22 protein-coding genes are annotated in these 24,887 nt (G+C 52.6%); 11 read left to right on the top strand and 11 right to left on the bottom strand.

Going from position 1 to position 24,887, the window contains the following annotated elements; all coding sequences use genetic code 11:
- Positions 1 to 59: 59 nt before the first annotated feature.
- Positions 60 to 497 carry a CBS domain-containing protein gene (locus BN8_RS20145; protein ID WP_009283783.1) on the bottom strand — a complete coding sequence of 146 codons (438 nt, stop codon included), beginning with the start codon at positions 495 to 497 and terminating at the stop codon, positions 60 to 62.
- Here BN8_RS20145 and BN8_RS20140 point away from each other — a divergent pair.
- Complete coding sequence (locus BN8_RS20140) at positions 496 to 747, top strand: hypothetical protein (protein ID WP_040006380.1); 252 nt, start codon at positions 496 to 498, stop codon at positions 745 to 747. The genes BN8_RS20145 and BN8_RS20140 overlap by 2 nt on opposite strands.
- The gene (locus tag BN8_RS20135; RefSeq protein WP_009283782.1) at positions 744 to 2,234 is read left to right on the top strand and encodes an ATP-dependent DNA helicase; all 1,491 of its coding nucleotides are present in this window, start codon (positions 744 to 746) and stop codon (positions 2,232 to 2,234) included. Before BN8_RS20140 ends, BN8_RS20135 begins: the two co-directional genes overlap by 4 nt.
- Positions 2,235 to 2,299: 65 nt before the next feature.
- Here the strand turns inward: BN8_RS20135 and BN8_RS31960 are convergent, their stop codons facing one another.
- Together BN8_RS31960 and BN8_RS20125 are read right to left on the bottom strand one after the other, a co-directional pair.
- Positions 2,300 to 4,105 (bottom strand): carboxypeptidase-like regulatory domain-containing protein, encoded by a 1,806-nt coding sequence (locus BN8_RS31960; RefSeq protein WP_009283781.1) that lies wholly within the window; start codon positions 4,103 to 4,105, stop codon positions 2,300 to 2,302.
- Between the two features lie 165 nt (positions 4,106 to 4,270).
- Positions 4,271 to 4,717: a peptidylprolyl isomerase gene (locus BN8_RS20125; protein ID WP_040006379.1), complete on the bottom strand. Its 447-nt coding sequence runs from the start codon at positions 4,715 to 4,717 to the stop codon at positions 4,271 to 4,273.
- Positions 4,718 to 4,823: 106 nt separating this feature from the next.
- On the opposite strand from BN8_RS20125, the gene BN8_RS20120 reads away from it, so the two are divergent.
- Positions 4,824 to 6,065, top strand: coding sequence for a DUF2264 domain-containing protein (locus BN8_RS20120; RefSeq protein WP_009283779.1), 1,242 nt, complete (start codon positions 4,824 to 4,826; stop codon positions 6,063 to 6,065).
- An 80-nt stretch (positions 6,066 to 6,145) separates the two neighbouring features.
- On the opposite strand, the gene metG is transcribed toward BN8_RS20120, so the two are convergent.
- Positions 6,146 to 8,197 carry a methionine--tRNA ligase gene (gene metG, locus BN8_RS20115; protein ID WP_009283778.1) on the bottom strand — a complete coding sequence of 684 codons (2,052 nt, stop codon included), beginning with the start codon at positions 8,195 to 8,197 and terminating at the stop codon, positions 6,146 to 6,148.
- Positions 8,198 to 8,338: 141 nt separating this feature from the next.
- Between metG and BN8_RS20110 the strand changes: the two genes are divergently transcribed.
- From BN8_RS20110 to BN8_RS20095, 4 genes are all read left to right on the top strand, one after another.
- Positions 8,339 to 9,418 (top strand): AAA family ATPase, encoded by a 1,080-nt coding sequence (locus BN8_RS20110; RefSeq protein ID WP_040006378.1) that lies wholly within the window; start codon positions 8,339 to 8,341, stop codon positions 9,416 to 9,418.
- Entirely contained in the window at positions 9,393 to 9,896 is a 504-nt protein-coding gene (locus tag BN8_RS20105; protein WP_009283776.1) for a hypothetical protein, read from the top strand. The genes BN8_RS20110 and BN8_RS20105 overlap by 26 nt, the downstream gene beginning before the upstream one ends.
- Positions 9,877 to 10,917, top strand: a complete 1,041-nt coding sequence (locus BN8_RS20100) for an NAD-dependent epimerase/dehydratase family protein (protein WP_009283775.1) — start codon at positions 9,877 to 9,879, stop codon at positions 10,915 to 10,917. Before BN8_RS20105 ends, BN8_RS20100 begins: the two co-directional genes overlap by 20 nt.
- A gap of 121 nt (positions 10,918 to 11,038) precedes the next feature.
- Entirely contained in the window at positions 11,039 to 12,442 is a 1,404-nt protein-coding gene (locus BN8_RS20095; RefSeq protein WP_009283774.1) for a tetratricopeptide repeat protein, read from the top strand.
- Positions 12,443 to 12,508: 66 nt separating this feature from the next.
- Here the strand turns inward: BN8_RS20095 and BN8_RS20090 are convergent, their stop codons facing one another.
- Together BN8_RS20090 and BN8_RS20085 are read right to left on the bottom strand one after the other, a co-directional pair.
- Positions 12,509 to 13,108, bottom strand: a complete 600-nt coding sequence (locus tag BN8_RS20090; protein ID WP_009283773.1) for a hypothetical protein — start codon at positions 13,106 to 13,108, stop codon at positions 12,509 to 12,511.
- Positions 13,109 to 13,217: 109 nt separating this feature from the next.
- Positions 13,218 to 14,069: a DUF2490 domain-containing protein gene (locus BN8_RS20085; protein ID WP_009283772.1), complete on the bottom strand. Its 852-nt coding sequence runs from the start codon at positions 14,067 to 14,069 to the stop codon at positions 13,218 to 13,220.
- Between the two features lie 89 nt (positions 14,070 to 14,158).
- Between BN8_RS20085 and BN8_RS20080 the strand changes: the two genes are divergently transcribed.
- Together BN8_RS20080 and BN8_RS20075 are read left to right on the top strand one after the other, a co-directional pair.
- Complete coding sequence (locus BN8_RS20080; RefSeq protein ID WP_009283771.1) at positions 14,159 to 15,562, top strand: enolase C-terminal domain-like protein; 1,404 nt, start codon at positions 14,159 to 14,161, stop codon at positions 15,560 to 15,562.
- 77 nt (positions 15,563 to 15,639) lie between these two features.
- On the top strand, positions 15,640 to 16,395 hold the full coding sequence (locus BN8_RS20075) for a peroxiredoxin family protein (RefSeq protein ID WP_009283770.1): 756 nt from the start codon (positions 15,640 to 15,642) through the stop codon (positions 16,393 to 16,395).
- Between the two features lie 148 nt (positions 16,396 to 16,543).
- Here the strand turns inward: BN8_RS20075 and BN8_RS20070 are convergent, their stop codons facing one another.
- The gene (locus BN8_RS20070) at positions 16,544 to 17,413 is read right to left on the bottom strand and encodes a mechanosensitive ion channel family protein (protein ID WP_009283769.1); all 870 of its coding nucleotides are present in this window, start codon (positions 17,411 to 17,413) and stop codon (positions 16,544 to 16,546) included.
- Positions 17,414 to 17,558: 145 nt separating this feature from the next.
- Here BN8_RS20070 and BN8_RS20065 point away from each other — a divergent pair, with 145 nt between their 5' ends.
- A complete protein-coding gene (locus tag BN8_RS20065; protein WP_009283768.1) occupies positions 17,559 to 18,743 on the top strand; it encodes a cysteine desulfurase family protein in 1,185 nt (394 codons plus the stop codon).
- 93 nt (positions 18,744 to 18,836) lie between these two features.
- Here the strand turns inward: BN8_RS20065 and BN8_RS20060 are convergent, their stop codons facing one another.
- The gene (locus BN8_RS20060; protein ID WP_009283767.1) at positions 18,837 to 19,436 is read right to left on the bottom strand and encodes an NAD(P)H-dependent oxidoreductase; all 600 of its coding nucleotides are present in this window, start codon (positions 19,434 to 19,436) and stop codon (positions 18,837 to 18,839) included.
- A 79-nt stretch (positions 19,437 to 19,515) separates the two neighbouring features.
- Here BN8_RS20060 and BN8_RS20055 point away from each other — a divergent pair, with 79 nt between their 5' ends.
- Entirely contained in the window at positions 19,516 to 20,427 is a 912-nt protein-coding gene (locus tag BN8_RS20055) for an SDR family NAD(P)-dependent oxidoreductase (RefSeq protein ID WP_063827479.1), read from the top strand.
- A 57-nt stretch (positions 20,428 to 20,484) separates the two neighbouring features.
- Here the strand turns inward: BN8_RS20055 and BN8_RS20050 are convergent, their stop codons facing one another.
- From BN8_RS20050 to BN8_RS20040, 3 genes are all read right to left on the bottom strand, one after another.
- Positions 20,485 to 23,181 (bottom strand): ABC transporter permease, encoded by a 2,697-nt coding sequence (locus BN8_RS20050; RefSeq protein WP_009283765.1) that lies wholly within the window; start codon positions 23,179 to 23,181, stop codon positions 20,485 to 20,487.
- Positions 23,178 to 23,516 carry a PadR family transcriptional regulator gene (locus tag BN8_RS20045; RefSeq protein ID WP_009283764.1) on the bottom strand — a complete coding sequence of 113 codons (339 nt, stop codon included), beginning with the start codon at positions 23,514 to 23,516 and terminating at the stop codon, positions 23,178 to 23,180. The genes BN8_RS20050 and BN8_RS20045 overlap by 4 nt, the downstream gene beginning before the upstream one ends.
- 208 nt (positions 23,517 to 23,724) lie before the next feature.
- Complete coding sequence (locus BN8_RS20040) at positions 23,725 to 24,852, bottom strand: trans-sulfuration enzyme family protein (protein WP_009283763.1); 1,128 nt, start codon at positions 24,850 to 24,852, stop codon at positions 23,725 to 23,727.
- Between the last annotated feature and the right edge of the window lie 35 nt (positions 24,853 to 24,887).

Raw genomic sequence — 24,887 nt, 5'->3', positions numbered from 1 at the left:
GATAAAGGTTATCGGTTTAACGTAGCCGATCACCAGGCTCGGCTATCGACCGTCATCAGTTAATAAGGGCTCCCGGAAATATAGCTTTCAAGCGATGCGATGCGGGTTTTCTGGTCGCGGATGATGGCCGTCACGACGTCGTTGATCGAAATGATACCGATGAGGTTCCCCTGTTCAACCACAGGCAGGTGGCGGATATGCCGCTCCGACATAATGACCATGCATTCGTCCAGTCGCTGATCGGGCTCGATTGTGATGACGTGGGGCGTCATTACCTCGCTGATGCTGGTATCGGCCGAATGGCGACCTTTCAGAATCCCTTTGCGGGCGTAGTCGCGTTCGGAGAAAATTCCGGTGAGCTGCCCATCATCGACAACCAGCACGGCCCCGATGTTTTTGTCGGCCATAAGTTCGAGGGCTTCCAGCACCGTCTGGTTCGACGTAACGGTGTAGAGCGCGTTGACTGCTTTCCCCTGGAGAATCTGACGGATTTTCATGACTAAGAAGGGTTTAGTGGAAAGTGAAGGTAAGAAATTTGGAAGGATGAAGCAAATGGAGAAAGGGAGGAGGGAGGAAAGGGAAAAGGGGGAGGAGAGGAGGAGAGGGAAAAGGGGGAGGAAGGGAAGGAAAGGGGAGGAGGTGGTATGGATTGATTTTCCTTTTCTCCTTTCCTCCTTTCCTCCCCCTCCTTTCTTCCCCTTTTCCCTCTTTTCCCTTTCCTCCTTTTTTCGTAACTTAGAAGCATGAATGATACCCAAACGGCCGCGCAGTTGCTGGCCAAACGCTTCCCTTACAAACCCACTCCCGGCCAACAGCAATTCTTTGAACAAATCGGCGAATTCATTGCTCACGAAGAGTTTGAGCGGTATCGCGACTGTTTTCTGCTGCGTGGGTATGCCGGTACGGGGAAGACAACACTGGTTGGTACGCTGATTAAAGTGCTGCCCCGGTTTGGGTATAAATCTGTGTTGCTGGCCCCTACCGGCCGGGCGGCTAAAGTCATGGCGAACTACGCCAAAAAGCCCGCGCAGACGATTCACCGGAAGATTTACCGGCAGGTGGCCGACCCTGCTTCTGGTACGTTGTCGTTTCAGCGCCAGAAGAATTACCACGAGAATACACTGTTTATCGTCGACGAGGCTTCCATGATCTCCGACGAAGCGGACTTTGGCGGTAAAGGTTTGTTGACCGATCTGGTCGATTTTGTGTTCGAAAATCAGGGGAACAAGCTATTGCTGGTGGGCGATACGGCTCAGTTACCACCAATCGGGCGAGAGTTGAGTCCAGCACTGGATCGTGGGTTTCTAATGCATTCCTTCGACATGACCGTGTTTGAGCAGGAACTGACGGAGGTGATGCGGCAGGACGAGGAGTCTGGAATTCTGCACAACGCAACGGGGCTGCGGCAACTCCTTACCGACGTACAGCCAACCCCGGCAGCTATTGGGTTCGATGCGCTGCTGGACGGTGTACCCAGGCACGTACCAGGCGATACACCATCCATCCAGTTGAACGTGAAATCGTTCCGGGATATTTATAAGATGCCGCTGAACAAGCTGGAGGATGGTATTCGTTACGCTTACGACAAATACGGCCGGGAGAACACAGCGATTATTTGCCGGTCCAACAAGACGGCCGTGCAGTACAACCAGTTCGTTCGGCGGATGATCGACCAGTGCGAGGAAGAACTTGACGCGGGCGATATGCTGATGATTGCCCGTAACAACTATACCATTTTGGGTGAGGACTCACCGGCTGGTTTTCTGGCCAACGGCGAATTCGCAGAAGTAATGAAAATCCGCAATCAGGAAGAAATGCACGGTTTCCGGTTCGCGACCGTTACGCTACGGCTCGTTGACTACGAAGAACAGCCTGATTTTGAAGCAAAAATTATTCTGGATACGTTGCATTCGCCCTCGCCGTCGCTCAGTTCAGAACAGCACAAGATGCTGTACGAGAGTGTCCAGAAAGATTATTTCTACATCAAGAGCAAAAAAGAACGGACCGAAGCTATCCGGCGCGACCCGTACCTGAATGCTCTTCAGGTGAAGTTCGCCTATGCGCTGACCTGCCACAAAGCACAGGGTGGCCAGTGGAGCGCCATCTTCGTGGATCAGGGCTTCCTGCCCGACGGTCAGGTGAATCAGGAGTTTGTTCGCTGGTTGTACACTGCCCTGACCCGGGCTACGGATGAAGCCTTTCTAATGAATTTTAATTCGCAGTTTTTTGGGTAATTGGCAGGATGCAAAGGGTTTGGGGGCAGGGTTAATGGACTTTCCCCAAGTCTTTGGCGATACGCCTATTGCCGGTTCAGTATAAACCGGGCGGATTCCCACTTCTTGCCGTTATTGACCTTCAGGAAGTAAATGCCGGTCGGAAAGCTGACCATATTGAGCGTAAACCGACGCTCGGTCGGAACGGTTCGCAATACAATCTTGCCCGTTACGTCGGCCACGAAAACCTCTGTCGGTGCTTTCCGGCAGTCCACGTGTAATACGTCGCTGGTTGGGTTGGGGTAATGTTTCCAGGAAGGCGCGCCATCCTCCGCTTCGCCGTTGATTGTTACGTTTGTTGAATCAGCACCGTCTTCGTACAATCGGGTAGTTCGTTGCGCTACGTCCCGGATGGGTTGGCAGTCGGGTGTCTGGGCAAAACTGGTGATCAGTCGGACCAGGACCTTGTTAAGCAGCTCTACCTTGTAACTGTCGGTTGTCGGCTCCATATGCGCATCGCCAATGCCACTGTGGTCGGTCAGGAATACGTACGTACCGTTTGTAGCCAACGCCCATGACCGCATCAGGTATTCCGTGCTTTTGTTGACACCGCTGGCAACAACCGGAATGATGCGAATGCCCTTCTCCGACGCTTTCTGAATGGATTGCTTCAAGAGCGCCTGGCTCTCGTCGTCTTCGTGCGGTGGCGCATCCAGAATAAGGAACAGCAAGCGAGCTTTCGCCTGATCGCTCCAGTTCAGTTCGTTAATGGCTACGTTCAGCGCCTGGTCAACCGCTTCGGGATAGTCATCACCACCGGCGGCATCATGGTTATTGATAAACCGGGAAATCGAATCCAGGCTTTCGGTGAAATCCGATTTGTGGGTCAGGTAGTCATCGCTGACATCGCGGTAAAAGACGCTGCTCAGCCGGATTGTGTTGCCGGGAAGCAGGGCTTTTGTCCGGCTGACGATGTCGCCGAGTTCGGCCTTCAGGTAGTTGATCTCGTCCTGCATGGAGCCGGTAGCATCGACAACGAACGAAATATCAACGGCCGATAAGGCGCGGCAAGGCTGGCTCACCTGAATGCGGTTAAGGCCTTTGTTGAAGAGAACCGGCTTTTTAAGGATATACGGCTGGCCGTCAACCAACGCTTCAATCTGAACCGGCTGGCTCACGGCTGAACTATCAAACAGATTATTCCATAGCTCACTCTTACCCGTGTTGTCGGAGCGGGAAACCCAGAGCGTACCGTTAGTTGCTGTTTTCAAGGTCACAACAGCATTACTGATCGGGTAGCCGTCGGTTGTGGTCAGTTGTACGGAATAGCGCTCCAGTGGTCGAATGTGCCATTGTTTCTGCCAGGTCCGCAGGTCATTTTGCGCAATATCCTGCCATAGCTTCCATTTACTGTAATCGTGAATTTCACCGGCGGTCAGAAGGCCGGCCCCTACTTGTGGCCCTTTGTACGTTTGTCGGCGGGCACTTGTACTCGGTGCTGTCACGCCTTTCGTTGACGACAGGGTAGCTACCGATCCGGTTACGTCTCGTCTGGACAGCGTTTTGTAGCCCGTAACGATTACCTCGGCCAGTGCCCGGGAGTCTTCCTGTAAGCGTATGGAAACGGAATCGACCGTTTTTGGAACAAGGACTTCAAGGGTTTTATAGCCAATGGAAGCCACGACGAGGGTCGTTGATTCAGTCGGGGTCATCAGGCTGAATGTACCGGTGGGGCTGGTCGTAGTGCCGATGGTTGTGTTTTTCAGGACTACATTGGCACCTGGGATAGGAACCTTGTCATGGGCTGACCGAACCGTACCATGAATCGTCCGCGGTTGAGCATTGACTAACTGGCTGAAGAGGATCAGCACGAAGGGTAGAAACGATTTCATGTGTTGATAAAGGTTGAGGGTGCGACTTGTCAACAGGCGAACGACATTATGAGTCTAATTTAGTAATAATGGTTGCTTTGTGGTAATGATAGACTCAAAAAGAAGGGTCGGTAACCGAGGTGTTATCCCGACTACCGACCCTTGCTGTGAGCGCGTTCTGATACGTTACGCCTGCTCGTCTTCCAGGATTTTTACTTCCTGAATTTTGTCGCCCTGACGGATCTGATCGATTACATCCAGACCTTCAACTACCTTACCGAACACCGTATGGTTGCGGTCGAGGTGCTGGGTGTTCTGGCGGTTGTGGCAGATGAAGAATTGAGAACCACCGGTGTTGCGGCCTCGATGTGCCATCGACAGCACACCCCGGTCGTGGTACTGGTTGTCGCCGGTCAGTTCGCAGGGAATGGTGTAGCCCGGTCCACCCGCGCCCGTGCCGGTTGGGTCGCCACCCTGAATCATGAAGTTTGGAATAACCCGGTGAAACGTGATGCCGTTATAAAAACCTTTCTTCGCGAGCGAAACAAAGTTTTCGACGGTTTTTGGCGCGTCTTTCTCAAAGAACTCAATGGTCATTGTACCCTTGTCGGTACGCATTTCTGCCTTTGTCATAATACCCTGTGGTCTGTTAAATCGGTGCAAAGATAATAGGTGGGTCGGGAAAGGCGCGACTAATCGGTTTGAGTAGAAAACAGGGCGGATATACTCTGATAGTTTGATGAAACGAAGAACCTTTACAGGACTGTTGTCTTCGCTGCCGTTAGCCATAACGCAGGCTGGCACCGTAACTCAGGGCACCGTATTGAATCAGACGAATGCCGATGATCGGACGTACTGGCTGCAAACACTGCTGAAAGTGGTTGATCCGGTCCTGACAGCATTAGCCCAGAATCGGCTGAAAGCGACAATGCCGATTGAATCGGCTCCCGGACAGGACGCGAGTCGGAAAGTAGTCTCACATCTGGAAGCGCTCGGTCGGACGGTGGCCGGACTGGCCCCCTGGCTTGAACTCGAAGCCGATGATTCGGCGGAGGGGCGCTCGCGAAAACGGTACCTCGACTTAACCCGGCAGGGTATTGCTAACGGCGTAGATCCTAAATCGCCTGATTTTCTGAATTTTACCAGGAATGCTCAGCCCTTGGTCGACGCGGCTTTTCTGGCGCATGGCTTACTACGTGCCCCAAAAATCTGGGCGGGGCTAACCGCCGATCAGCAGAAAAACGTAGTGACGGCCCTGCAATCGAGCCGCGTCATTAAACCACCGTACAATAACTGGCTTTTGTTCAGTGCAATGGTTGAGGCCGCACTGCTGAAATTTACCGGTGCCGCTGACGAAATGCGCATGGACTACGCTATCAAACAGCACCTGAACTGGTACAAAGGCGATGGGGCATACGGCGATGGTCCCGACTTCCACTGGGATTATTACAACAGTTACGTGATTCAGCCAATGCTGCTGGACATAGTGAAAACCTTACTGGACGCCGGAAAAGCCAATAAAGAACTCTACGATACGATCCTCGCCCGCGCTCAGCGGTACGCAATAGTGCAGGAGCGACTGATTGGCCCAGACGGTTCGTTTGCCGCTTTTGGCCGGTCGCTGGCGTATCGATGCGGAGCGTTTCAATTATTGGCGCAGGTAGCGCTGCAAGGACAATTGCCGAAAGAACTATCGCCGGGGCAGGTACGTAGTGCCTTAACGGCCGTTATTCGCCGGACGATGGACGTACCGGGTACGTTCAACGATAAAGGATGGCTTCAGATTGGTCTCTGTGGTCATCAGCCCGGCATAGGCGAAACGTATATATCAACGGGTAGCCTGTACTTGTGCTCGGTTGCGTTCCTGCCGTTGGGTTTACCAGCGTCTAATCCCTTCTGGTCGGCTCCGGCCGAAGACTGGACGGCCAGGCGTATCTGGTCAAGCCAGAGTGTTATGGCAGACCACGCCATAAAAGGCTGAGTAACGGCTGGGCCAACCGGGAGGTTGGCCCTAACTCGACGCTTATAAACAAAGGGCCAGTCTGGAGACTGACCCGGGCGTTAACTTACGGCCCCGCCGTTCCAGACTGTTTTATCGGGAGAAATCAGTGACAAACTTCCGTCGCGGTCTTCGGCCATCAGAATCATCCCCTGCGATTCCAGCCCCATCATCTTGCGGGGAGCCAGATTTGCCAGGAACGTCACCTGCTTCCCAATGATGTCCTCGGGAGCAAAATGTTTCGCGATGCCGCTCAGAATCTGCCGCTGACCGGTTCCGTCGTCTACTTTCAGTTTCAGAAGTTTGTCGCTTTTGGGTACGCGTTCCGCTTCCAGAATGGTACCGATCCGGATGTCCATTTTGGCGAAGTCGTCGTACGTAATTTCGGTTTTGGCGGCTGGTATTTCCTTGGTGGCCAGTTCATTCATACGCTTGGCGTCCAGTAATTTCTGAATTTGTTGGTTAATAACGTCGTCTTCAATCTTGGCGAACAGCAGGTCGCCTTTACCCAGTTCGTGCCCTTCAACCAGGATATCGGCGCGACCCGCGTTGGTCCAGTCAAGCCGGTCTTTGATTAATAGCTGATCGCATAGCTTTTGGGCGGTAAACGGCAGGAACGGTTCGCAGACAATTGCCAGGTTGGCGGTAATCTGCAAGGCAATGTTCATGATCGTGTTTACCCTCAACTGATCCGTTTTGATCACCTGCCAGGGCTGGGTTTCGGCCAGATACTTGTTGCCAAGCCGTGCCAGATCCATCAGGTAGCCGAGGGCTTCGCGGAACCGGAACTGGTAGATGGCCTGCCCGATGCGGTCGGGAAATTGAGCGAGTTCATTGAGCACCTCGCGGTCGTACTCGGTCAGGTCGCCGGCAACGGGCACCTTACCGTCGCAGAACTTCTGCGTCAGCACCACCGCCCGGTTGACAAAGTTGCCAAATACGGCCACCAGTTCGTTGTTGTTGCGGGCCTGGAAATCCTTCCATGTAAACTCACTGTCCTTAGTTTCAGGCGCATTTGCTGCCAAAACGTAACGCAAAACGTCCTGCTTGGCCGGTAGTTCCTCCAGGTATTCGTGCAGCCAGACGGCCCAGTTGCGCGAGGTTGAAATCTTGTCGCCTTCCAGGTTCATGAACTCGTTGGCCGGTACGTTGTCGGCCAGAATGAAGCTGCCTTCTGCCATCAGCATGGCCGGGAATATGATGCAGTGGAATACGATGTTATCCTTACCGATGAAGTGCACCAGTTTCGTATGCTGATCGCGCCAATATAGTTCCCAGTCGCGGCCCTGCTCAGCGGCCCACTCCTTGGTCATCGAAATGTAGCCAATCGGGGCGTCGAACCAGACGTACAAGACTTTGCCTTCAGTATCGGGCAGCGGCACCTTAACGCCCCAGTCGAGGTCGCGGGTCATGGCGCGGGGGCGCAGCCCTTCTTTCAACCACGACTGGCACTGACCAAGCACGTTGGTTTTCCACTCAGGATGGCTGTTGACATACTTTTCGATCTGCGGCTGCATCCGGTCGAGGGGGAGGCTCCAGTTTCTGGTCGAGCGGAGGATTGGTTTGGAGCCCGACAGCGTTGAGTGCGGTTCGATCAGTTCAAGCGGACTAAGGGCCGTACCGCAGCGTTCGCACTGGTCGCCATAGGCATTCGGATTGCCGCAGACGGGACACGCACCGACGATGTATCGGTCGGCCAGAAACTGATTTGCCACCTCATCGTAGTATTGTTCGGTCACTTCTTCCACAAAGTCGCCCTTGTCGTACAGTTTTTTAAAGAACTCCTGCGAGGTCTCGTGATGCACCGGATTTGTGGTACGCGAATAGATGTCGAACGAGATGCCAAAGTCCGCGAAGGACTGTTTGATCTGACCGTAATACTTATCGACGACTTCCTGGGGTGTAATCCCTTCTTTCTTGGCTTTGATCGTGATGGGGACGCCGTGCTCGTCTGTACCGCTGATAAAAGCGACATCCTTACCTGTCGAGCGGAGGTAACGAACGTAGATATCGGCGGGCAGGTAACAGCCGGCCAGGTGGCCGATATGAATCGGTCCGTTGGCGTAAATCAGGGCCGCCGTAACGGTATAACGTTGTGGATTTTCTAAGGCCATATCGTGGTTTGTGGTTTGTGGTTTGTCGTTCGTAGTTAGTCCAACGACAACCACGAACGACGAACCACAAACTGATTTGGGCGCGAAATTAGCAATTCAGGGCCGAACGTTGTTATGTTTACGCAAACACGTTGGACTAGTATGGAGAACACCGAAGCCACCACGAATAATTTCCTGAACTGGGTTGAGATCAAAAACTTCAAGTCCATCAAAGACCTGCGGCTGGATTGCAAGCGTGTGAACGTCTTCATCGGAAAGCCCAACGTCGGCAAGTCGAATATTCTGGAGGGGCTGGGGTTGCTGGGGGCGGAATATAGTATTGATAAATTTTTAAATGGATTTATCCGCTACAAAGAGATAAAGCATTTATTCTATGATAATGATTGGGAGAAAAAAATTCAGATTTACTCTGACAAGATCACCGCTTTAATAGGGAGTAGTGTTAAAGTTAGCGTTGATTTTGAGTACTACTCTTACCCCAAGTATATACCTGGTATAGACACTCCTAACGTAAGAGATGTGGTGTTGGATTCAGGAGGAACTTTATATGAATTAAAATACACTGGGGAAATGAAAGATATTCAACGTGCTTATCGATATAATTCATCTCCTTATAAGAAGTACGATTTTGCAAATTTAGACGCATTTCGTGGCGTTTTTAAAGAATTTCTACTACCACCTGATGGACATAATTTATTTGGAGTTGTGGACAAGAGTAGCAATCTAAAAACAGAATTTGGAAAACTTTTTAGTCAACAGGGACTCGATTTTGTCTTATCTCGCGATGAACAAATGTTTGAGCTGCAGAGAAAAGATGGCTTTTACGTAATCAAATATCCTTTTTTCAGTATAGCCGATACATTTCGTCGCTTCATGTTTTACATCACAGCCATTGAATCCAATAAAAACTCAGTCATCATCTTCGAAGAGCCAGAGGTTCATTCGTTTCCGCCGTACACACAAGACATTGCCTACCGGATGATTTATAGTGAAGAAAATCAATTCTTTGTTTCGACGCACAGCCCGTATCTACTACAAACGCTCGTATCAAACCTGGCCGATGATCAACTTAATGTCTTTGTTACGTATTACGAAGACTACGAGACAAAGGTCAAGGCTTTGACTCCTGAAGAACTTGGTTTCGTGCAAGAATACAGCACCGACGTATTTTTCAATCTGGATAGATTTATACCCAATGCCCGATCTGCAAATCCTGCCTGAGTGTTACGCAGATACGGCCTTGGTTATGCAGTTTGTTCAAAATCGACAGCTTGTCGTTCATATATTCGGTATACCTAATGTTGCCAAGGAAATGCAGGAGGAAGCTGGACGTGAACATTCAGGTATGCGAATCGGGTTTGTTGACAATGACAAACGCGTTCCACCGTATTTGCAATCATTTGCCACCGTATTGGAAGAGAACAAAATTGTTATCAAGCGTAAGGGGCAGACACAGCAATACCTGATCGTTGTTGATAAAGCTATTGAGTCTTTTTTATTATGGAATGCAAGGCAGATAGGGCTGCATGTATCTGATTATGGATTCAGCAGTGATATCAAGACTTTTGGAAAAGCCTTAAAAACGTCATCAATCGGGAGCAATAACAACTACCTCCAGCTCCTCGCCGATCTCCACGCTCGTCAGGCACCCGGCTTCCTCACCCTCGAACGCATCCTGAATGACTTCATCACTACCTAAGACTGTGTTCATTACCGGTGCGACCGGTTTTATTGGTTCTCACATTGCCCGGCGCTATCTCACAGCTGGTCATCGGGTGGAAGCGCTTCACCGGCCCGAGCGTGGTTATGGCATGCTGGCCGATGTAGCGGATCAGATTACCTGGCACGAGGGCGACATTCTGGATATACCATCGCTCGAAGCGGCCATTAGATCAGAAATGGACGTAGTCCATGCGGCTGCCGTCGTGTCATTCACGCCAAAAGACCGTGTCCAGATGGAAAAGATAAACGTTGAAGGCACCGCCAATGTCGTGAATGTGTGCCTAAAGGCGGGTGTCCGAAAACTCGGCTACGTCAGTTCCGTAGCGGCATTAGGCCGACCGTCGGCAAAAGGGCCTAAGTCAACTAGTCCAATCATTATTACTGAAAAGCAGAAGTGGGAAGATTCTCCGAACAACTCACAGTATGCCAAAACAAAATACCGCGCTGAACTGGAGGTCTGGCGGGGTGTTGCTGAGGGGCTGAATGCGGTGATGGTGAATCCATCGGTGGTGCTGGGCGTTGGTGACTGGACGCGGAGCAGTCTGCAACTTATCAAATATGCGTATGACGAAAAGCGCTTTTATCCAGAAGGGTTAATCAACTACGTTGACGTTCTGGACGTTGTGGAGGCTTTATACCGGCTAATGGAACATGACCACTCAGCCGAGCCCGACGCGGCCCGTCGGTACATTCTGAACGCGGGCACCATTCCGTACAAAGACTTGTTACATAAGCTGGCAACGGTGTTGGGTAAGCGCCCGCCGAGCGTTCGGGTACCACCTGCCTTAACCCGCGTTTTGTGGCCATTGGAGGCCGTTCGATCGTGGGCAACGGGCAAGGCACCCCTGATTACCCGCGAAACGGCCCGGTCGGCCAGTTCGCGTTATCAGTATGACGGACGCCGGATTGAGCAAGTGATTGGTTTACAATACCGCCCGTTAAGTGAAACCCTCCGGCGCGTGGCAGACGCGTTCGGAACCCCCGTTAACCGTTCGTAAAATTTCGGGCCGGGGGTTGCGGAATTATCTTTTTCCGTTTATATTTCTACTGCCAAAGGATAAACCGCGCCGATGGCTGCGGCCCCTATCCGACCCCCACTTAACCCGCTGAGGTAACGACATGGAGCAAGAGTTTGAGGAACGAGAAGGTGATATAAAAGAGTCGATCCGGCGTTTTGAACAGATGCTGGACAAGCAAGAAAGTCAGTTTTTCGACCTGGATGTGTATGAACAGATGGTCGAACACTACCTCAGCCAGGGCGATCTGGACAAAGCCCTCAAGGCCGCCGAGGCCGGTCTGGAAAACTTCCCTTACGCATTGGAGCTGATGCTCGACAAGGCCCAGATTCTGGCCAATTTCCAGAAATTCGACGAATCGCTGGAGTTGCTGGAACGGGCCGGTTTGTTTAATCCGGGTGATCTCGACGTACCCTATATGCAGGGCTCAGTGCTGGGCATGGCCGGTCGCTACGAAGAGTCCGTTCAGGTGCTGGAAGAACTTCTGGATAGAGCTGAGGACAAGGATGATATTCTGTTTCAATTGGGGCAGAGCTATCAGAACTGGGGCAAGTACGATGAGGCCATCGCACAGTACAAACAGGCTATTGCGCTGAACATTAATAATGAGAATGCGCTGTACGAACTCGCGTTCTGCCTCGACGTAACGGGCGAACTGGAGAATAGTCTGTCTTATTACGAGCAACTGATCGATCAGGACCCCTATTCGTACAATGCCTGGTACAACATCGGGATTGCCTACAGTAAGCTGGCCCGGTATGCCGAAGCCGCCGAAGCGTATGAGTACGCGACGCTGATAAAAGAAGACTTTGCCTCGGCGCATTTCAACCTCGGCAACACGTATATGAACCTGGGGCTGTTCGAGAAAGCTGAAACCTGCTACCGCGAAACGCTGAAATACGAAGAGGCAACCGCTGATACGTATTGCCACCTCGGGGCCAGTCTGGAGAAGCAGGATCGGCTGCCTGAAGCGGTGAAAGAATACCGCGAGGCCATCAAACTGGATTCCATGTGGGACGAAGCCTGGTTTGGTATCGGGGTCTGTCTGAGTGAGTCTGGAAAATGGTATGAAGCCCTGCCGTTTCTGCAAAAAGCCATCAAGCTGAACGACCAGAATGGCGAGTATCTGTTGGCACTGGCCGAAACCGAATACAAGATCGGCAACGTACTGTCGAGTGTGGAAGCGTTTCAGAAAGCCGCCGAAGTGGACACGACCAATCCGGATGTGTACCTGACGTGGTCGCTGGTGCCTTTTGATCAGGGTGATTTCATGAAAGCCAATGAGATCATTCAGCTTGGCATCGACGAAATGCCGAAAGAACCGGATCTGTATTACCGTTCAGCAGTTTATTTAATTCACGCTGGGTATTATCGAGAAGCTTTGCTACATTTGGAAGCCGCTTTGTCGCTCAACTACGACGCTCATGTCCAGTTGTTTGAGTTTTTCCCTGAGCTGGAAAAGCAGAAAGCGCTTTATCGAATTATTCAGCAATACCGCAAAACCTAATCCAAATAATATACCACTTAATGTAGGAAAGCCGCTGCCAGGATTGGGAGCGGCTTTTTTGTGCCCTTACTGCCGGTTCAACTGAGCTATTGCCTTGGCAATTTCGGTTTTGTTGAGGAATACGTCGGTCGCTTTTTGTCCAACTTGCTCCCGGTATGTATAGAACCATCGGTTCAGCTTCTCCAACGAATTGAACCGGTGAAACTTGCCGGCATCGTCCAGTACATAAATTTTACTGCCAATTTTTCCGCGGTCCTCATCAACGGTATAAGTCTGGTCCATCACCATGGTTGGGCCACTGGCAAGTTCCCGATACAGACGAGTACCCATCCGAACGAATACAGTAGAGTCGGTACGGGCCGTAACCAGCGTATCCGAGCCAGCTAGTGCCAATCGTCTGATGCTCGAAAAACCGAATTTTTGACGGGCGGTCTGTGCGCCTGCCCGATAGATAAACGTTTTACGACCATTGTACTTGAAGCGGCCTTTCAACTCCGTTCCATCGCGTAGCCTCATGACGCCGTCGTGGTATTTATAATCAATGACAGGTCCCTGATATACCGTTTGCGGTATGTAAATCGTCTGGGGATGGGGGTTTTTGTGCTGAGCTTTGACCTGAACAGACACCAGCAAAAGGAGGGTGCCAATGAGTATGCCTGATTTCATAACGGTAGTGATTTATACTTAGCTTATGTTATTTTTGTGATTTTAAATTGTAATAAATTGTGTTTAATATACATATATGATTGATACGTTGTAGCAGAGAGCCTATATTTTATTCGGGGCCTGAGTCGGGCTGACTCTTTGAGCGCCGGAAATTTTCGAGATATAGGTATACGTGCAGGGCATTATTGAACCGAAGTGTTTTGAGCCGTTCGGCAGGGTTAGTTTGTAAAGCCAGTTGATTGAGATAGCCTACTTCAAGGCGGATATGGTCCTTCAGTCGACGACCCATTGCCAGGTACGTCCGGTTTTGATCGAAGCGGGCGACGGAGCGCGAAATAACAACCATGGGCTCAACACTGACATGGGTGTACCAGCGTTTGTCGGTGGCCGAACGTTTGAACACCGGATTCAGCCAGCGGGCCATAGCCCGCAGCCGGACGTTGAAGCGGTCGGCCAGAACCTGCTGTGATTCGCCGTCGGACAAGAAAATATACGTCGTAGCCAGCGTATCGGTTTGAGAAGGCCAGCGGAGTTCAGTTCGGTATCGCTGAATAAACTCGCCATCGCCGAATGGCTTCGTAATCTGTAACTGAGGAATTATACGAACTTCCTGAAAAAACGTCAGTGGCTGGTATTTACTGGTTCGTCCCCAGTTCCACCACAAGCCAATGGGCGACAACGACGTTCGCACTGATCTGGATACCTGATAGTTTACCCACGGCCGGAACACCTGAAGTAGCGGGTACCGGAATGCGTTCCAGTCGCGGCCGTTATTGTCTTCGGCCTGACGCCGGTATTGATGATCAAGCTGAAACGACCAACGGCCTTTGGTTTTATACAGCAGGTTTACTTCCGACCAGAACGCCTGACGGGCGCGGGTTTCGTGCCGAAAATCCTGACTAACTGCTAAGGAGGTTGACAGGAAAAAGGGTAAGCTTAGTGCACAAGTTCGTTTAAACATACTTGATATAGTATCGGTAGGAGTTGAACCCTAACCCAAGTTAGTAGGCGAATGTTTGGTTTGCCTTTCTACACTAAATCATTTCCACCATGAACCGCCGAACCCTTCTCCAGCAATTGACTACCGGTGCCGCACTGAGCGCGACCGGTCTGGCCCCCGTGCAGGAAGCTTTAGCCCAGCAACCTAAACCGAGGTCGCTGAACGGCCTGCCACCGCTGACCATCACCGACGTAAAAACGATCCTGACCAGCCCGAACGGTATTCGGCTTGTTGTTGTCAAGATTGAAACCAGCGAACCGGGACTTTATGGCTTAGGCTGCGCTACGTTCACGCAGCGCGCCTACGTCGTGCACACAGCCATCGAGAAATACCTCAAGCCGTTTTTGATAGGCCGTAATGCCGACGAGATCGAGGACATCTGGCAGTCGTCGTACGTAAGTTCGTACTGGCGCAACGGCCCGGTTCTGTTCAATGCCATGAGTGGGGTCGACATGGCGTTGTGGGACATCAAAGCCAAGCGGGCCAATATGCCGCTCTATCAGCTCTTGGGTGGTAAATGCCGCGCCGGGGCGGACTTGTATTTCCACGCCCAGGGCAGTAGCCCGGAGGAGGTTGAGGACTCGGCACGGTCGGCCATGGAGCGGGGCTACCGGCACGTTCGGGTTCAAATGGGTTTGAAAGGCAACGCTGTCTATGGTGCGAAAGGCCCTACCGGAACACCGGCTAGTTCAGTGGGTACGTCGGGAACGCAGGCCGGACTGGCAACGCCCGCCGTTACGGTGCCCGGCCCGACTAATCCCAAACTAATTTTCGACCCCAATGCCTACGTCAAAAGCGTTCCTAAGCTGTTCGAACACCTGCGCGTAAAACTGGGCGATGAGGTTGAACTGCTCCACGACATTCATGAACGGGTGAGTCTGAGTCAGGCCGTGCAGGTGTGCAAGGCGGTGGAACCCTACCGTCCGTTTTTTATTGAAGATCCGTTTCCGCCCGAAGACAACGATCATTTCAAACTCCTGCGTCAGCAGACGACCGTGCCACTGGCTATGGGCGAGTTATTCAACACGCAGCACGAGTACGTACCGCTGATCAAAGACCGGCTGATTGACTTTATCCGGATTCATATCTCGCAGATTGGTGGCCTGAGCCCGGCCCGGAAGGTGCAGGCGATGTGTGAGTTTTTCGGCGTGAAAACCGCCTGGCATGGTCCCGGCGATGCATCGCCCGTTGCGCACGCGTCGCAGCTCGCGCTCGAACTGACCAGCTATAATTTTGGCATTCACGAAGGCTACGTATTTCCGGAAAACACGCAGGAGGTGTTTCCGGGTTGCCCGACGGTGAAAGACGGCTACATGTATGCCCAGGAAAAGCCCGGCCACGGCGTCGACATTAACGAGAAGGTTGCGGCTAAGTTTCCGTTCCCCGACGGCCCGACGTTCGATTATAGCTGGGGGGCTACCCGGAAGAAGGACGGGACAGTGATCCGGCCGTAACGAAAGAAAAAAAGTAAAAATGACGTAATGAGGCTATATTGGTACGAGCTTATAGTTAGGAAGCAAAACCAGACGATATGTTCTTTCTTCAACGTAAACTCGTACCAATAGCGGCTACAACCTTATTTACTGCGCTTAGTGGGTTGACTGCTACAGCCCAGGTTGTTGTTCAACGCAGCGGTATACAAACGACAAGGCGCATTGACGACAATACGGTCATCATTGATAAGGCTACCCAAAAACGAGTCTCTTTCAATGACTACCAACGGCGAGTACAGGCCGATCCTGACGGGCAGCACCTGGAACCGGTATTTGACGAATACGGCAAAGCCAGCGCTTACCTGATCCGGCCAACCACGGCTGAGGAACGAGCGACGCATCAATTTCGGGATGTTGACACCACGCAACGACCCAGACCCGGTGACGATATGCCGCTGTTTATCATGAAAGATGTCAATGGAAAAACGTATCGATCAACTGAGTTGAAAGGCAATGTGGTTGTATTGAGCTTTTGGGTTTCATTGAAACGCCCATTTTTCGGGGAAAAACAAATCCAGCAGTTAAACGACGTACTGAAACTCTACCAGAACTCCGTGCCACTCCTATCGTTAGGCGTATTAAGCGACTCGCCCGATGAGGTTCGTGACTTTTCAACCACCCGCACGTTTCCGTTTATGCCTATTCCGGATGCCTACGGCTTCAACAGAAAGTTTCAGGTATTGAGCAGCCCTTCTTTTATTGTTATTGACAAAGCAGGCAAGGTTGCCGCTTACGTTGATGGAGCTGATTACGAGCAGTTAAAAGCGGTGCTGGCCACTGTTAATATGCCTTAAGTTTTTGAGTGATCATGAATGCCGGACATAGGTACTGGGCTCCACGATCACTAAAAATCTTATTGATCCTCCCCTGATGCCACAAACGTAGTGTTTTTGTACACCATCGAAACGGGTAGCCGAAAAACGTCTTCGGGTTATACGAAGCTTATACCTTCAGTTCTTCCCGTTTGCGCTTCTTCAGATCGAACGTATGGGGCGGGAACATCATCAGAATATCGTTCTGGTCGAAAACGGTCTTTAATACCTTGAGCGCTTCACTCAACGCCAGCGCCGGACTGACTTGTGGCTGATCGATCCAGAACCAGATAAATCCCTGAATGTTGTCATTGGTAAAGGCTTTGTAATGCACTTCGACCTTTTTGTCCTGGCGCACAAACGGCAGCGCCTGAACCACCTGCCTGGCTAGTTGCTGGGCTTTATTTAAATCGTCGATGTAAGAGATGGCAAAGTTCAGTTCAATACGTCGCTGCCCAATTCGTGAGTAATTGATAATCGATTTCTGGAACACATCCTTGCTGGGTATCTCAACGGTCTGGCCCTGAAAGTTGTCGAGCAGGATAGACCGCAGCTTAATGTCCATTACGCGGCCCGTGAAGCCGTTCGTTTCAACAATGTCGCCTACCTGAATCGGGCGGGCCAGGGCGATCATCGTGCCCGAAATGAAATTGGCCGTCAGGTCCTGGAAGGCAAAACCAACGGCCAGGGCCAATACCCCCGCACCGGCCAGCAGCGACGTAACGGTTTTGTCAAGTCCCAGCATGCCAAGTGCTACAAAGATCCCGATGGCCATGACGACGACCTGCGCCAGTGAGCCCGTCAGGTGAATAAGGGATATGTTGTTGCTGAACCGGGCAAACCCGCGAATAACGATGCGACGGACGTAGCGGGCCAGGAAATTGAAGATAATTACGGCCAGGATAGCCGTAATGATTTCGGGAACATAGCTAATGGCCGACCGGCTCCAGAGCACTAATTTCTGGTAAATAAGCCGGGTGGCCTGGTCAATGTCAATCATGAACTGAATGGATCGTTTCTGTTCAAAACGTCGTCCCGCACAGACTTGTTTTGCCGACTGAACCTCCGTCCGGCCCCTCGCGTTGATTTATCAGGCCGCTAGTTGTACTTTTGCCGATGCGATTGCCAAATATAGTACCTTGATAATGACCACTTCTCACGCCCCCGTTTACTTAGATAACGCAGCAACGACCCGGCTTGATCCGGAAGTACTGGACGCAATGCTGCCCTTACTGACTGATCATTTTGGTAATCCGTCGTCGATTCACAGCCACGGCCGGACAGTACGTACCGCCATCGAGAAGGCCCGCAAAACCGTTGCGATGCTGCTGAATACGTCGCCGGCCGAGATCTTCTTTACCTCCGGCGGAACTGAGGCCGACAATACGGCTATCCGTAGCAGCATCGAAACCTACGGCCTGACCCACGCCATCACCTCACCGCTGGAGCACCATGCCGTGCTGCATACGCTGGAGCATCTGGCCAAACATGGGCGCATCAAACTGAGTCTGGTTAATGTCGACGAGAAAGGCCACATTGATCTGGCGCATCTGGAAGAACTGCTCAGTACGGCCCAGACGCGGTCGTTGGTGTCGTTGATGCACGGCAATAATGAGATTGGTAATCTGCTGGATTTGCATCGGGTAGGGGAGTTGTGCAGACAGTACGATGCCATTTTTCATTCGGATACGGTGCAGACGATGGGGCATTTCCGCCATAACCTTCAGGAACTGCCGGTGGATTTCATTGTTGGAGCCGCCCATAAGTTTCATGGCCCGAAAGGTGTTGGTTTCCTGTACGTCAACGCCGGGCGGACGAAGATTATGCCGTTCATTCACGGTGGGGCGCAGGAGCGGAACATGCGGGGTGGCACCGAGAATATTTACGGTATCGTTGGTTTGGCCAAAGCGCTTGAAATCGCCTACCGAGACATGGAGCAGCATCGGCGGCACATTACGGGGCTCAAACGCCGAATGATCGAGCGGTTGCGCGAGAAAATGCCGGAGCGGTCCGGCGCACCGGTGCAATTCAATGGCGATTCGGCCAACGTCGAGGGTAGCCTGTACACAGTCCTGAACGTGAGCCTGCCCCCATCCGACATCAGCGATATGCTGCTGTTCAATCTTGATATTGCGAAGATTTCGGCGTCGGGCGGTTCGGCCTGTTCGAGTGGGTCCAACGTAGGCTCGCACGTACTGGCGGCCCTGCCTGGCCTCGACCCCGACCGAGGCTACGTCCGGTTTTCGTTTGGCAAATACAACACCGCTGAAGAAATCGATTACGCCGTTGATACGCTCGTTGGGCTGTATCAGAAGGAACTGATACATTAGGGAGGAAAGCCGGAGAGGAGGAAGGGAGAAAAGGAATTGCCGACTGTGCATTTTTCCTTTTCTCCCTTCCTCCTCTCCGGCTTTCCTCCGCTTTTAAACTTTTTCGACCAATGTCGGCTGCAGCCAGCGTTGGGCAACGTTCAGCGTGTAATCGAAGAACGCTTTCGACGTGCGGGCGTAAACTTCATGGCCCACAAAGTGACCGCTCTCATCCAGGTTCTTGTCGGTTTCGTGCGATTCATACAGCTTGGGCGATACGATCGAGTAGCTGTTGGTGAAGCTGATTACTTTGTTCACCACCGTCGTCATATCGAGTGCCGGTTGCCGGCCACCCCGGCCGTTGGAAACCCCAACCATGGCAAACACTTTACCTTCAAACAGATACTTAAAATGCGGCCCTCCCAACTGATGAATCGCGTTGGTAGCCTGGGGAGGGGCGGTCCAGTTATACTCGGGCATGGCGAAGATAACAATGTCAGCGTTTTGCCATGCCTGGATCAGCTTCTGCTGAAATGGCGTCAGTGCATCGGGTTTTACCGAACCCTGCCCGACATACGGAATATCATAGTCTTCAAAGTCAACGACGCTGACTTCATGCTGCCCCGACTCAGTCAATACTTTGCGGACGTAGTTTCCGAAGCGGAGGGAGTTGCTGTTTTTGCGTGATGACGTAGCGATTACGGCGATGTTCATACCTCTAGGTCCATTCAATATGGTTTAGTAACTACGTGGTTAGATGTTTAGTTTCGGACGTAAACAGACGACCGTAGCCATGCAACAGCCTCGTATCTGTGCCATCACCGGCGCTAATTCCGGTTTGGGTAAAGTAACTGCTCTGGAACTGGCCAAACAGGGATTCGACATCATCATGATTTGTCGTGATGCCGACCGGAGCCGACGGCAGCAGGCCGAGATTCTGGCGGCCAGCCGAACGGGTCATGTTGACCTGATTCAGTGCGATTTAGGGAGAATGGACGACATCTACCGCGCGTCGGAGGAGATGCATAGCCGCTACGATCGGCTGGATGTTCTGATCAACAACGCCGGTCGGGTGGTCGATACGTTGCAGTACTCACCGGAGGGGGTTGAACTGACGTTTCAGACCAATTACCTGAGCCATTTTTTATTGACGCACCTGGTGCTGGACCTGCTGCGAAAAAGCGACGAGGCCCGTATCCTCAACGTAGCGTCGGAACTGCACCGGTTGGCTGAGTTCGACATGAGCCATATCGTCCGGCGCGACAAGGCACCGTATCGTGCCATTCCGGCCTACGATGATTCCAAACTGGCCAAGCTGCTCTGGACCTTTGAACTGGCTGACCAGCTCATGGACGACGGTATTACGGTCAACGCCCTGCACCCGTGGCTGGTCGATACGGCGTTCGGCAACAGCGAAGACGCCAGTGGGCTGCTGAATTTCACGTTCTGGTTCTTCAAACTCTTTGCGCCCAAACCCGAAACAGCCGCCAGGACTCACATCTACCTGGCGTCGTCGCCGGAGGTCAAGCACGTAACGGGTCTTTATTTCGCTAATTGCAAACCATATCCGCCCAGCGACAAAGCGCAGAACCGAAGGCTGGGGAAGCAGCTATGGGCGCTCAGCGAGCGGCTTACGGGCATCTACGACTACCTGCGTCGGCCGTTGCTGAGGAATTCAGGGCTACCTTTGGTGAGTGGCGGATAGCCGGAATCGTAACGTAGCCAGTTCCGGCGTTAGTACGCACTAACGCCGGAACGAAGCTTATTCCGATCGAAGCGACTTCACTGGGTTCATCAGAGCGGCTTTAACGCTGTGAAAGCTCACAGTCGCCAGCGCTACCAGTATAGAAACCAGCCCAACGGCTAAAAATATCCAGATGCTGATGGTGATGCGCTCGGCGTAGTTGTCGAGCCATTTCTGCATCCCGAACCAGGCCAGGGGAATAGCAATCGCCAGGGCAATCATCACCAGTTTAACGAAGTCGCGGGACAGTACAATGATGATGCTGGCCACGCTGGCCCCCATCACCTTCCGAATGCCAATCTCCTTGGTACGTTGCTCAATAACCAGCAAAGCAATGGCAAACAGCCCCAGGCAGGATAGCAGCATGGCGATACTGGCCGCCAGACTAAATATCTGCGACATAGATTCTTCGTTCTGGTACCAGCCGTCCACATTTTCGTCGAGGAACGAACCCAGGAACTCCGCTTGTGGGGCTACCTCCCGCCAAATCTGTTTTATCTTGTCCATCGATTGAGCCAGGCTTTGCGGGGCTACCCGAACGAAAATGTAGTGGATGTCTTCCCGGTTGGAGAGATGCATCGCAATGGGCCGGGCTTCGTCGGCTACGGAATACAACTTAAAATCCGGAACGACGCCGATAATTTCGGACTTTGTGCCCGTTGTGTCCGAATCGTCCCGAATAAACGCGCCGACCGGCTGTCTGGCGTTAATTAGTTTGGCCAGGCTCTCCGTCACCACTACGCGATTGATCGAATCGGCGGCATATGCAGGGTCAAAGTCACGGCCGGCCAGCAGCTTCATGTTGAGCGTTTTCAGGTAATCGTAATCCACCAGCAGCCAGTCCGTCGCGATCTGTTTGCCCTTATACGTAAAGCCGAACGTACTTCGCGACGTAACACGGTCTTTGCCTTTCCCCAGATTGATGCTCGTACCTGTTACCGCCAGTACGGTTGGGTCGTTGGCCAGCTTGTTGCGCAAACGCCCAAGTACCTGCCGCCCATTCGCCTGATTGCCGACCGGAAGGCTAATCACCTGTTCTTTGTCAAAGCCGACCGGCTGCCGGCGCATATGGTCTACCTGCTGTATGGCAATGATGGTGCAGCAGGCCAGCAGACTCGACATGGCAAACTGCGTAACGATCAATGCGTTGCGTACAAGTCCGGGTTTCTTCAGAGATACCTTCCCTTTCAGCACCTCCACCGCATTGAACCGGGCCATTTGCCAGGCCGGATAACCACCGGCAACGAGCGTAACGACAAGAAAAACGCCCGCCATCCAGGCAATGAATCCCGGCTGAAACGCATAGCTTAAGGTGAATTTAGCCTGGAACGTCGTGTTGAACGTACCCAGCAACAAGCACGTCAGGATAATGCCGACAACGAAACCAATAAAACAGATAAACGTGGATTCGCTCCAGATCTGGACAAAAAGCTGATTTTTCAAAGCGCCCAGCGATTTGCGAACTCCAACTTCCTTAGCCCGGGTGAACGACCGTGCAATGCTCATGTTGATGAAGTTGATGGAGGCAATCGACAGGATGAAGACGCCAATCCCAATCAGTACGTAGATCAGCGCAATGGGGGCTCCTTTGCCGTCGGATACGTCGCGGTCGAAATGGACGTTGGCCAGCTTCTGCAAGCGTATGGCAAACACGTCACCACGGTCATCAGGCTTTGCGCCTTTCTTGAGGAGGTCTTGTATCGTACCGGCAAAGTACTTCTGCGCAAACGGTTTCAGCCGGGCTTCAACCGCTGCCTGATCGGCTTCGGGGACTATTTTGATGAAAGTCCGATGGGAGTTTGCGTGCCAGTTCTCCTTGTCGTTCTGGTAGTTCGGTGTCGTTTCGATCCGAACCAGCGCATCGTACCGGACCGATGAATTGTCCGGCGAATCGGCAATAATACCGGAGACGATGTACTGCTTTTTGTTGCTTTCGGTGCCAATCAGCAGGTATTTGCCAACTGGATCTTCGTTGCCAAATACGGTCTTTGCCATTGTTTCGCTGACCACAATACTGCTTAGGTCACGCAGCGCCACATCCGGGCTACCTTTAATGAGCGGGAAGGAGAACAACGTCAGAAAATCCGGGTCTGTCTGGACAACCATTTTGTCGAAGAACTTGCCCCGGTATTCGACCAGACTCAGCCGCCCAGACATCACCCGGGCTGCGGTCTCAACCTCCGGAAACTCGGCCTTCAGCGCCGGTGTCAGCGGCAACGGCATCCCGCCCGTCCGACTGACGCGCTCTGGGTCATTAGCGAAAAGATACGTCTGGAAAATCCGATCGCCATCCTTATGGAATGAGTCGAATGTGAGCTGACGGTAAGCGACAAGGAACAAAAACAGGCAGATGCAGAAGGCGACGGAGAGGCCAACCACATTTACGGCCGCGTAGCCTTTACTGCGCCAGAGGTTCCGCAGGGCAATTTTAACGTACGAACGGATCATATCGGGATGGAAGGATGAGGGTTGAGGATATGGATTTACTTGCTGACGTCGGCGCACAAACGGGGGCATCACCGACAGTACGTTGAGCAGGTAGCGCAGACTGGCCTGTGGCTCACCGGCCCGCTCATACCAGTAGGCGTAGAGTTCATCGAGGTCGCCTTCGACTTCCTCCAGTGTGTTGGCCGGGTGCAGCCACCGCAGCAGGCGTTTGGCCCAGCGCGGTGGTCCGCTGGTGCGGTTTCGGGGTGGTTGGTTCGCCGGGTTCATAGGCCGCTCAGCTTTAAGGTATTGGGCGGAACCAGTTGCCAAAGTTCATTGCGTAGCTGCTGAATGTCCTGCAACGCCCTGCTGCCCAGGGCCGTCACGCGAAACAGACGTTTTCGGCGACCACCCCGCTCGGCCGTAGCACCACCCAGTTCGGATTTAACAAACCCTTTTTCCTCCAACCGAATGAGGGTATTATGTACGGTGCCGAACGTAACCAGACGACCCGTGTGCTGCTCAATTTCCTGCGACACCGTAACGCCGTACGCCTGTCCATCCAGGATGGCCACCATCAGCAGAACGATCTCTTCAAACTCGCCTAAGTACGTGCGACGCATGGGGTGCTGGATTAGTTTATATTTTATCGTACAAATCTTTAGCCAAATAGATAAATAGTTGAAAGTTAATAGGTTAGCTCGGTGGCTAGAGGAAAATGATGTCCAATAACGGACAGGGTCTGTACGCTCATGGACACTCTGGGGAGGATAAAACGGAGCTACGTCCCTCTCCCGCTTTGGGAGAGGGGTAGGTGTGAGGGAAAAGCCTTTACCGACCAGGGGTGAGTGCCTGGGCGAGATCACCGATCAAGTCTTCGGCGTGCTCTAATCCAATAGAAATGCGTAATAAGTTAGGCGGAGTGGTTGAAAGAGGCCCTTCCACCGACGCCCGGTGTTCAATCAGACTTTCGACGCCACCCAGGCTCGTGGCCCGCCGAAACAGCCGCAGCCGCCCAAGCACGGTAAGCGCTTCTTCAGCCCCGCCTGTTACCTGAATGGACAGCATGGCACCCGGACCGTTCATCTGCTGTTTGATCAACTGCCGGTCCGGATGATTCGCCAGGCCGGGGTAATTGACCCGCTCAATCATGGGATGGCCATCCAGAAACTCAGCTACTGCCTGAGCCGTGATGGTCTGCGCCCGAACCCGTACGCCGAGGGTTTTAATTCCCCGCATAACCAGCCAGCAGTCGAACGGCGAGGGTACCGCCCCCGAAACAGACTGCAACTGCCGGATTCGTTGGGTAAATGTGTCGTTGCGTTTGAAGATCAGCGCTCCACCAATCACGTCACTGTGACCGCTCAGGTACTTTGTGGTTGAATGCATCACGATGTCGCAGTTCAGGTCGAGAGGTCGTTGCAGAGCGGGAGTGGCCCACGTATTGTCGCAGACGCAGAGTGCTCCGCCGTCGTGGGCAATCCGCGCAATGGTCAGCAGGTCAACGATTGCCAGCGTCGGGTTAGAGGGCGTTTCAACCCAGACAATGCGCGTATTTTCGTGGATAGAGGACCGGACAGCATCGATGTTTGTCATATCGACGCGGGTGTAGGTCAGGCCCCAGGGATGAAATACATCTTCCAGCAACGACGTAGTGCCGTAGAAACCATCGTGGGCCAGCACCACGTGATCGCCCGGTCGCAGCGCCTGAAACAGGGTCATAATGGCGGCCTGTCCGGAGCTAAAGGCTATACCGGTCGCACCACCTTCGAGCGTAGCCAGCGAGCGTTCGAGGGCTTCGCGGTTGGGGTTGTTCGGCCGGGCGTACAGGTAATTGCCCGGTAGTTCATTGGCCTCATTGCGTTCGAAGGTGGTAGAGAGATGAATGGGGGGAACAACGGCCCCGGTCGTGGGGTCGTGCTGGTGGGTGGCCTGTAAGGCAAGCGTATCGAAGTGCATACGTAGAACGGTTCGAGTGTTGAAGGACCTTTGTG

The organism is Fibrisoma limi BUZ 3, from assembly GCF_000296815.2.
In the GTDB taxonomy this organism is placed as follows: Bacteria; Bacteroidota; Bacteroidia; order Cytophagales; family Spirosomataceae; genus Fibrisoma; species Fibrisoma limi.
Note: the sequence above shows the minus strand (reverse complement) of the source record. Positions and strands in the feature narration are given on the sequence as shown.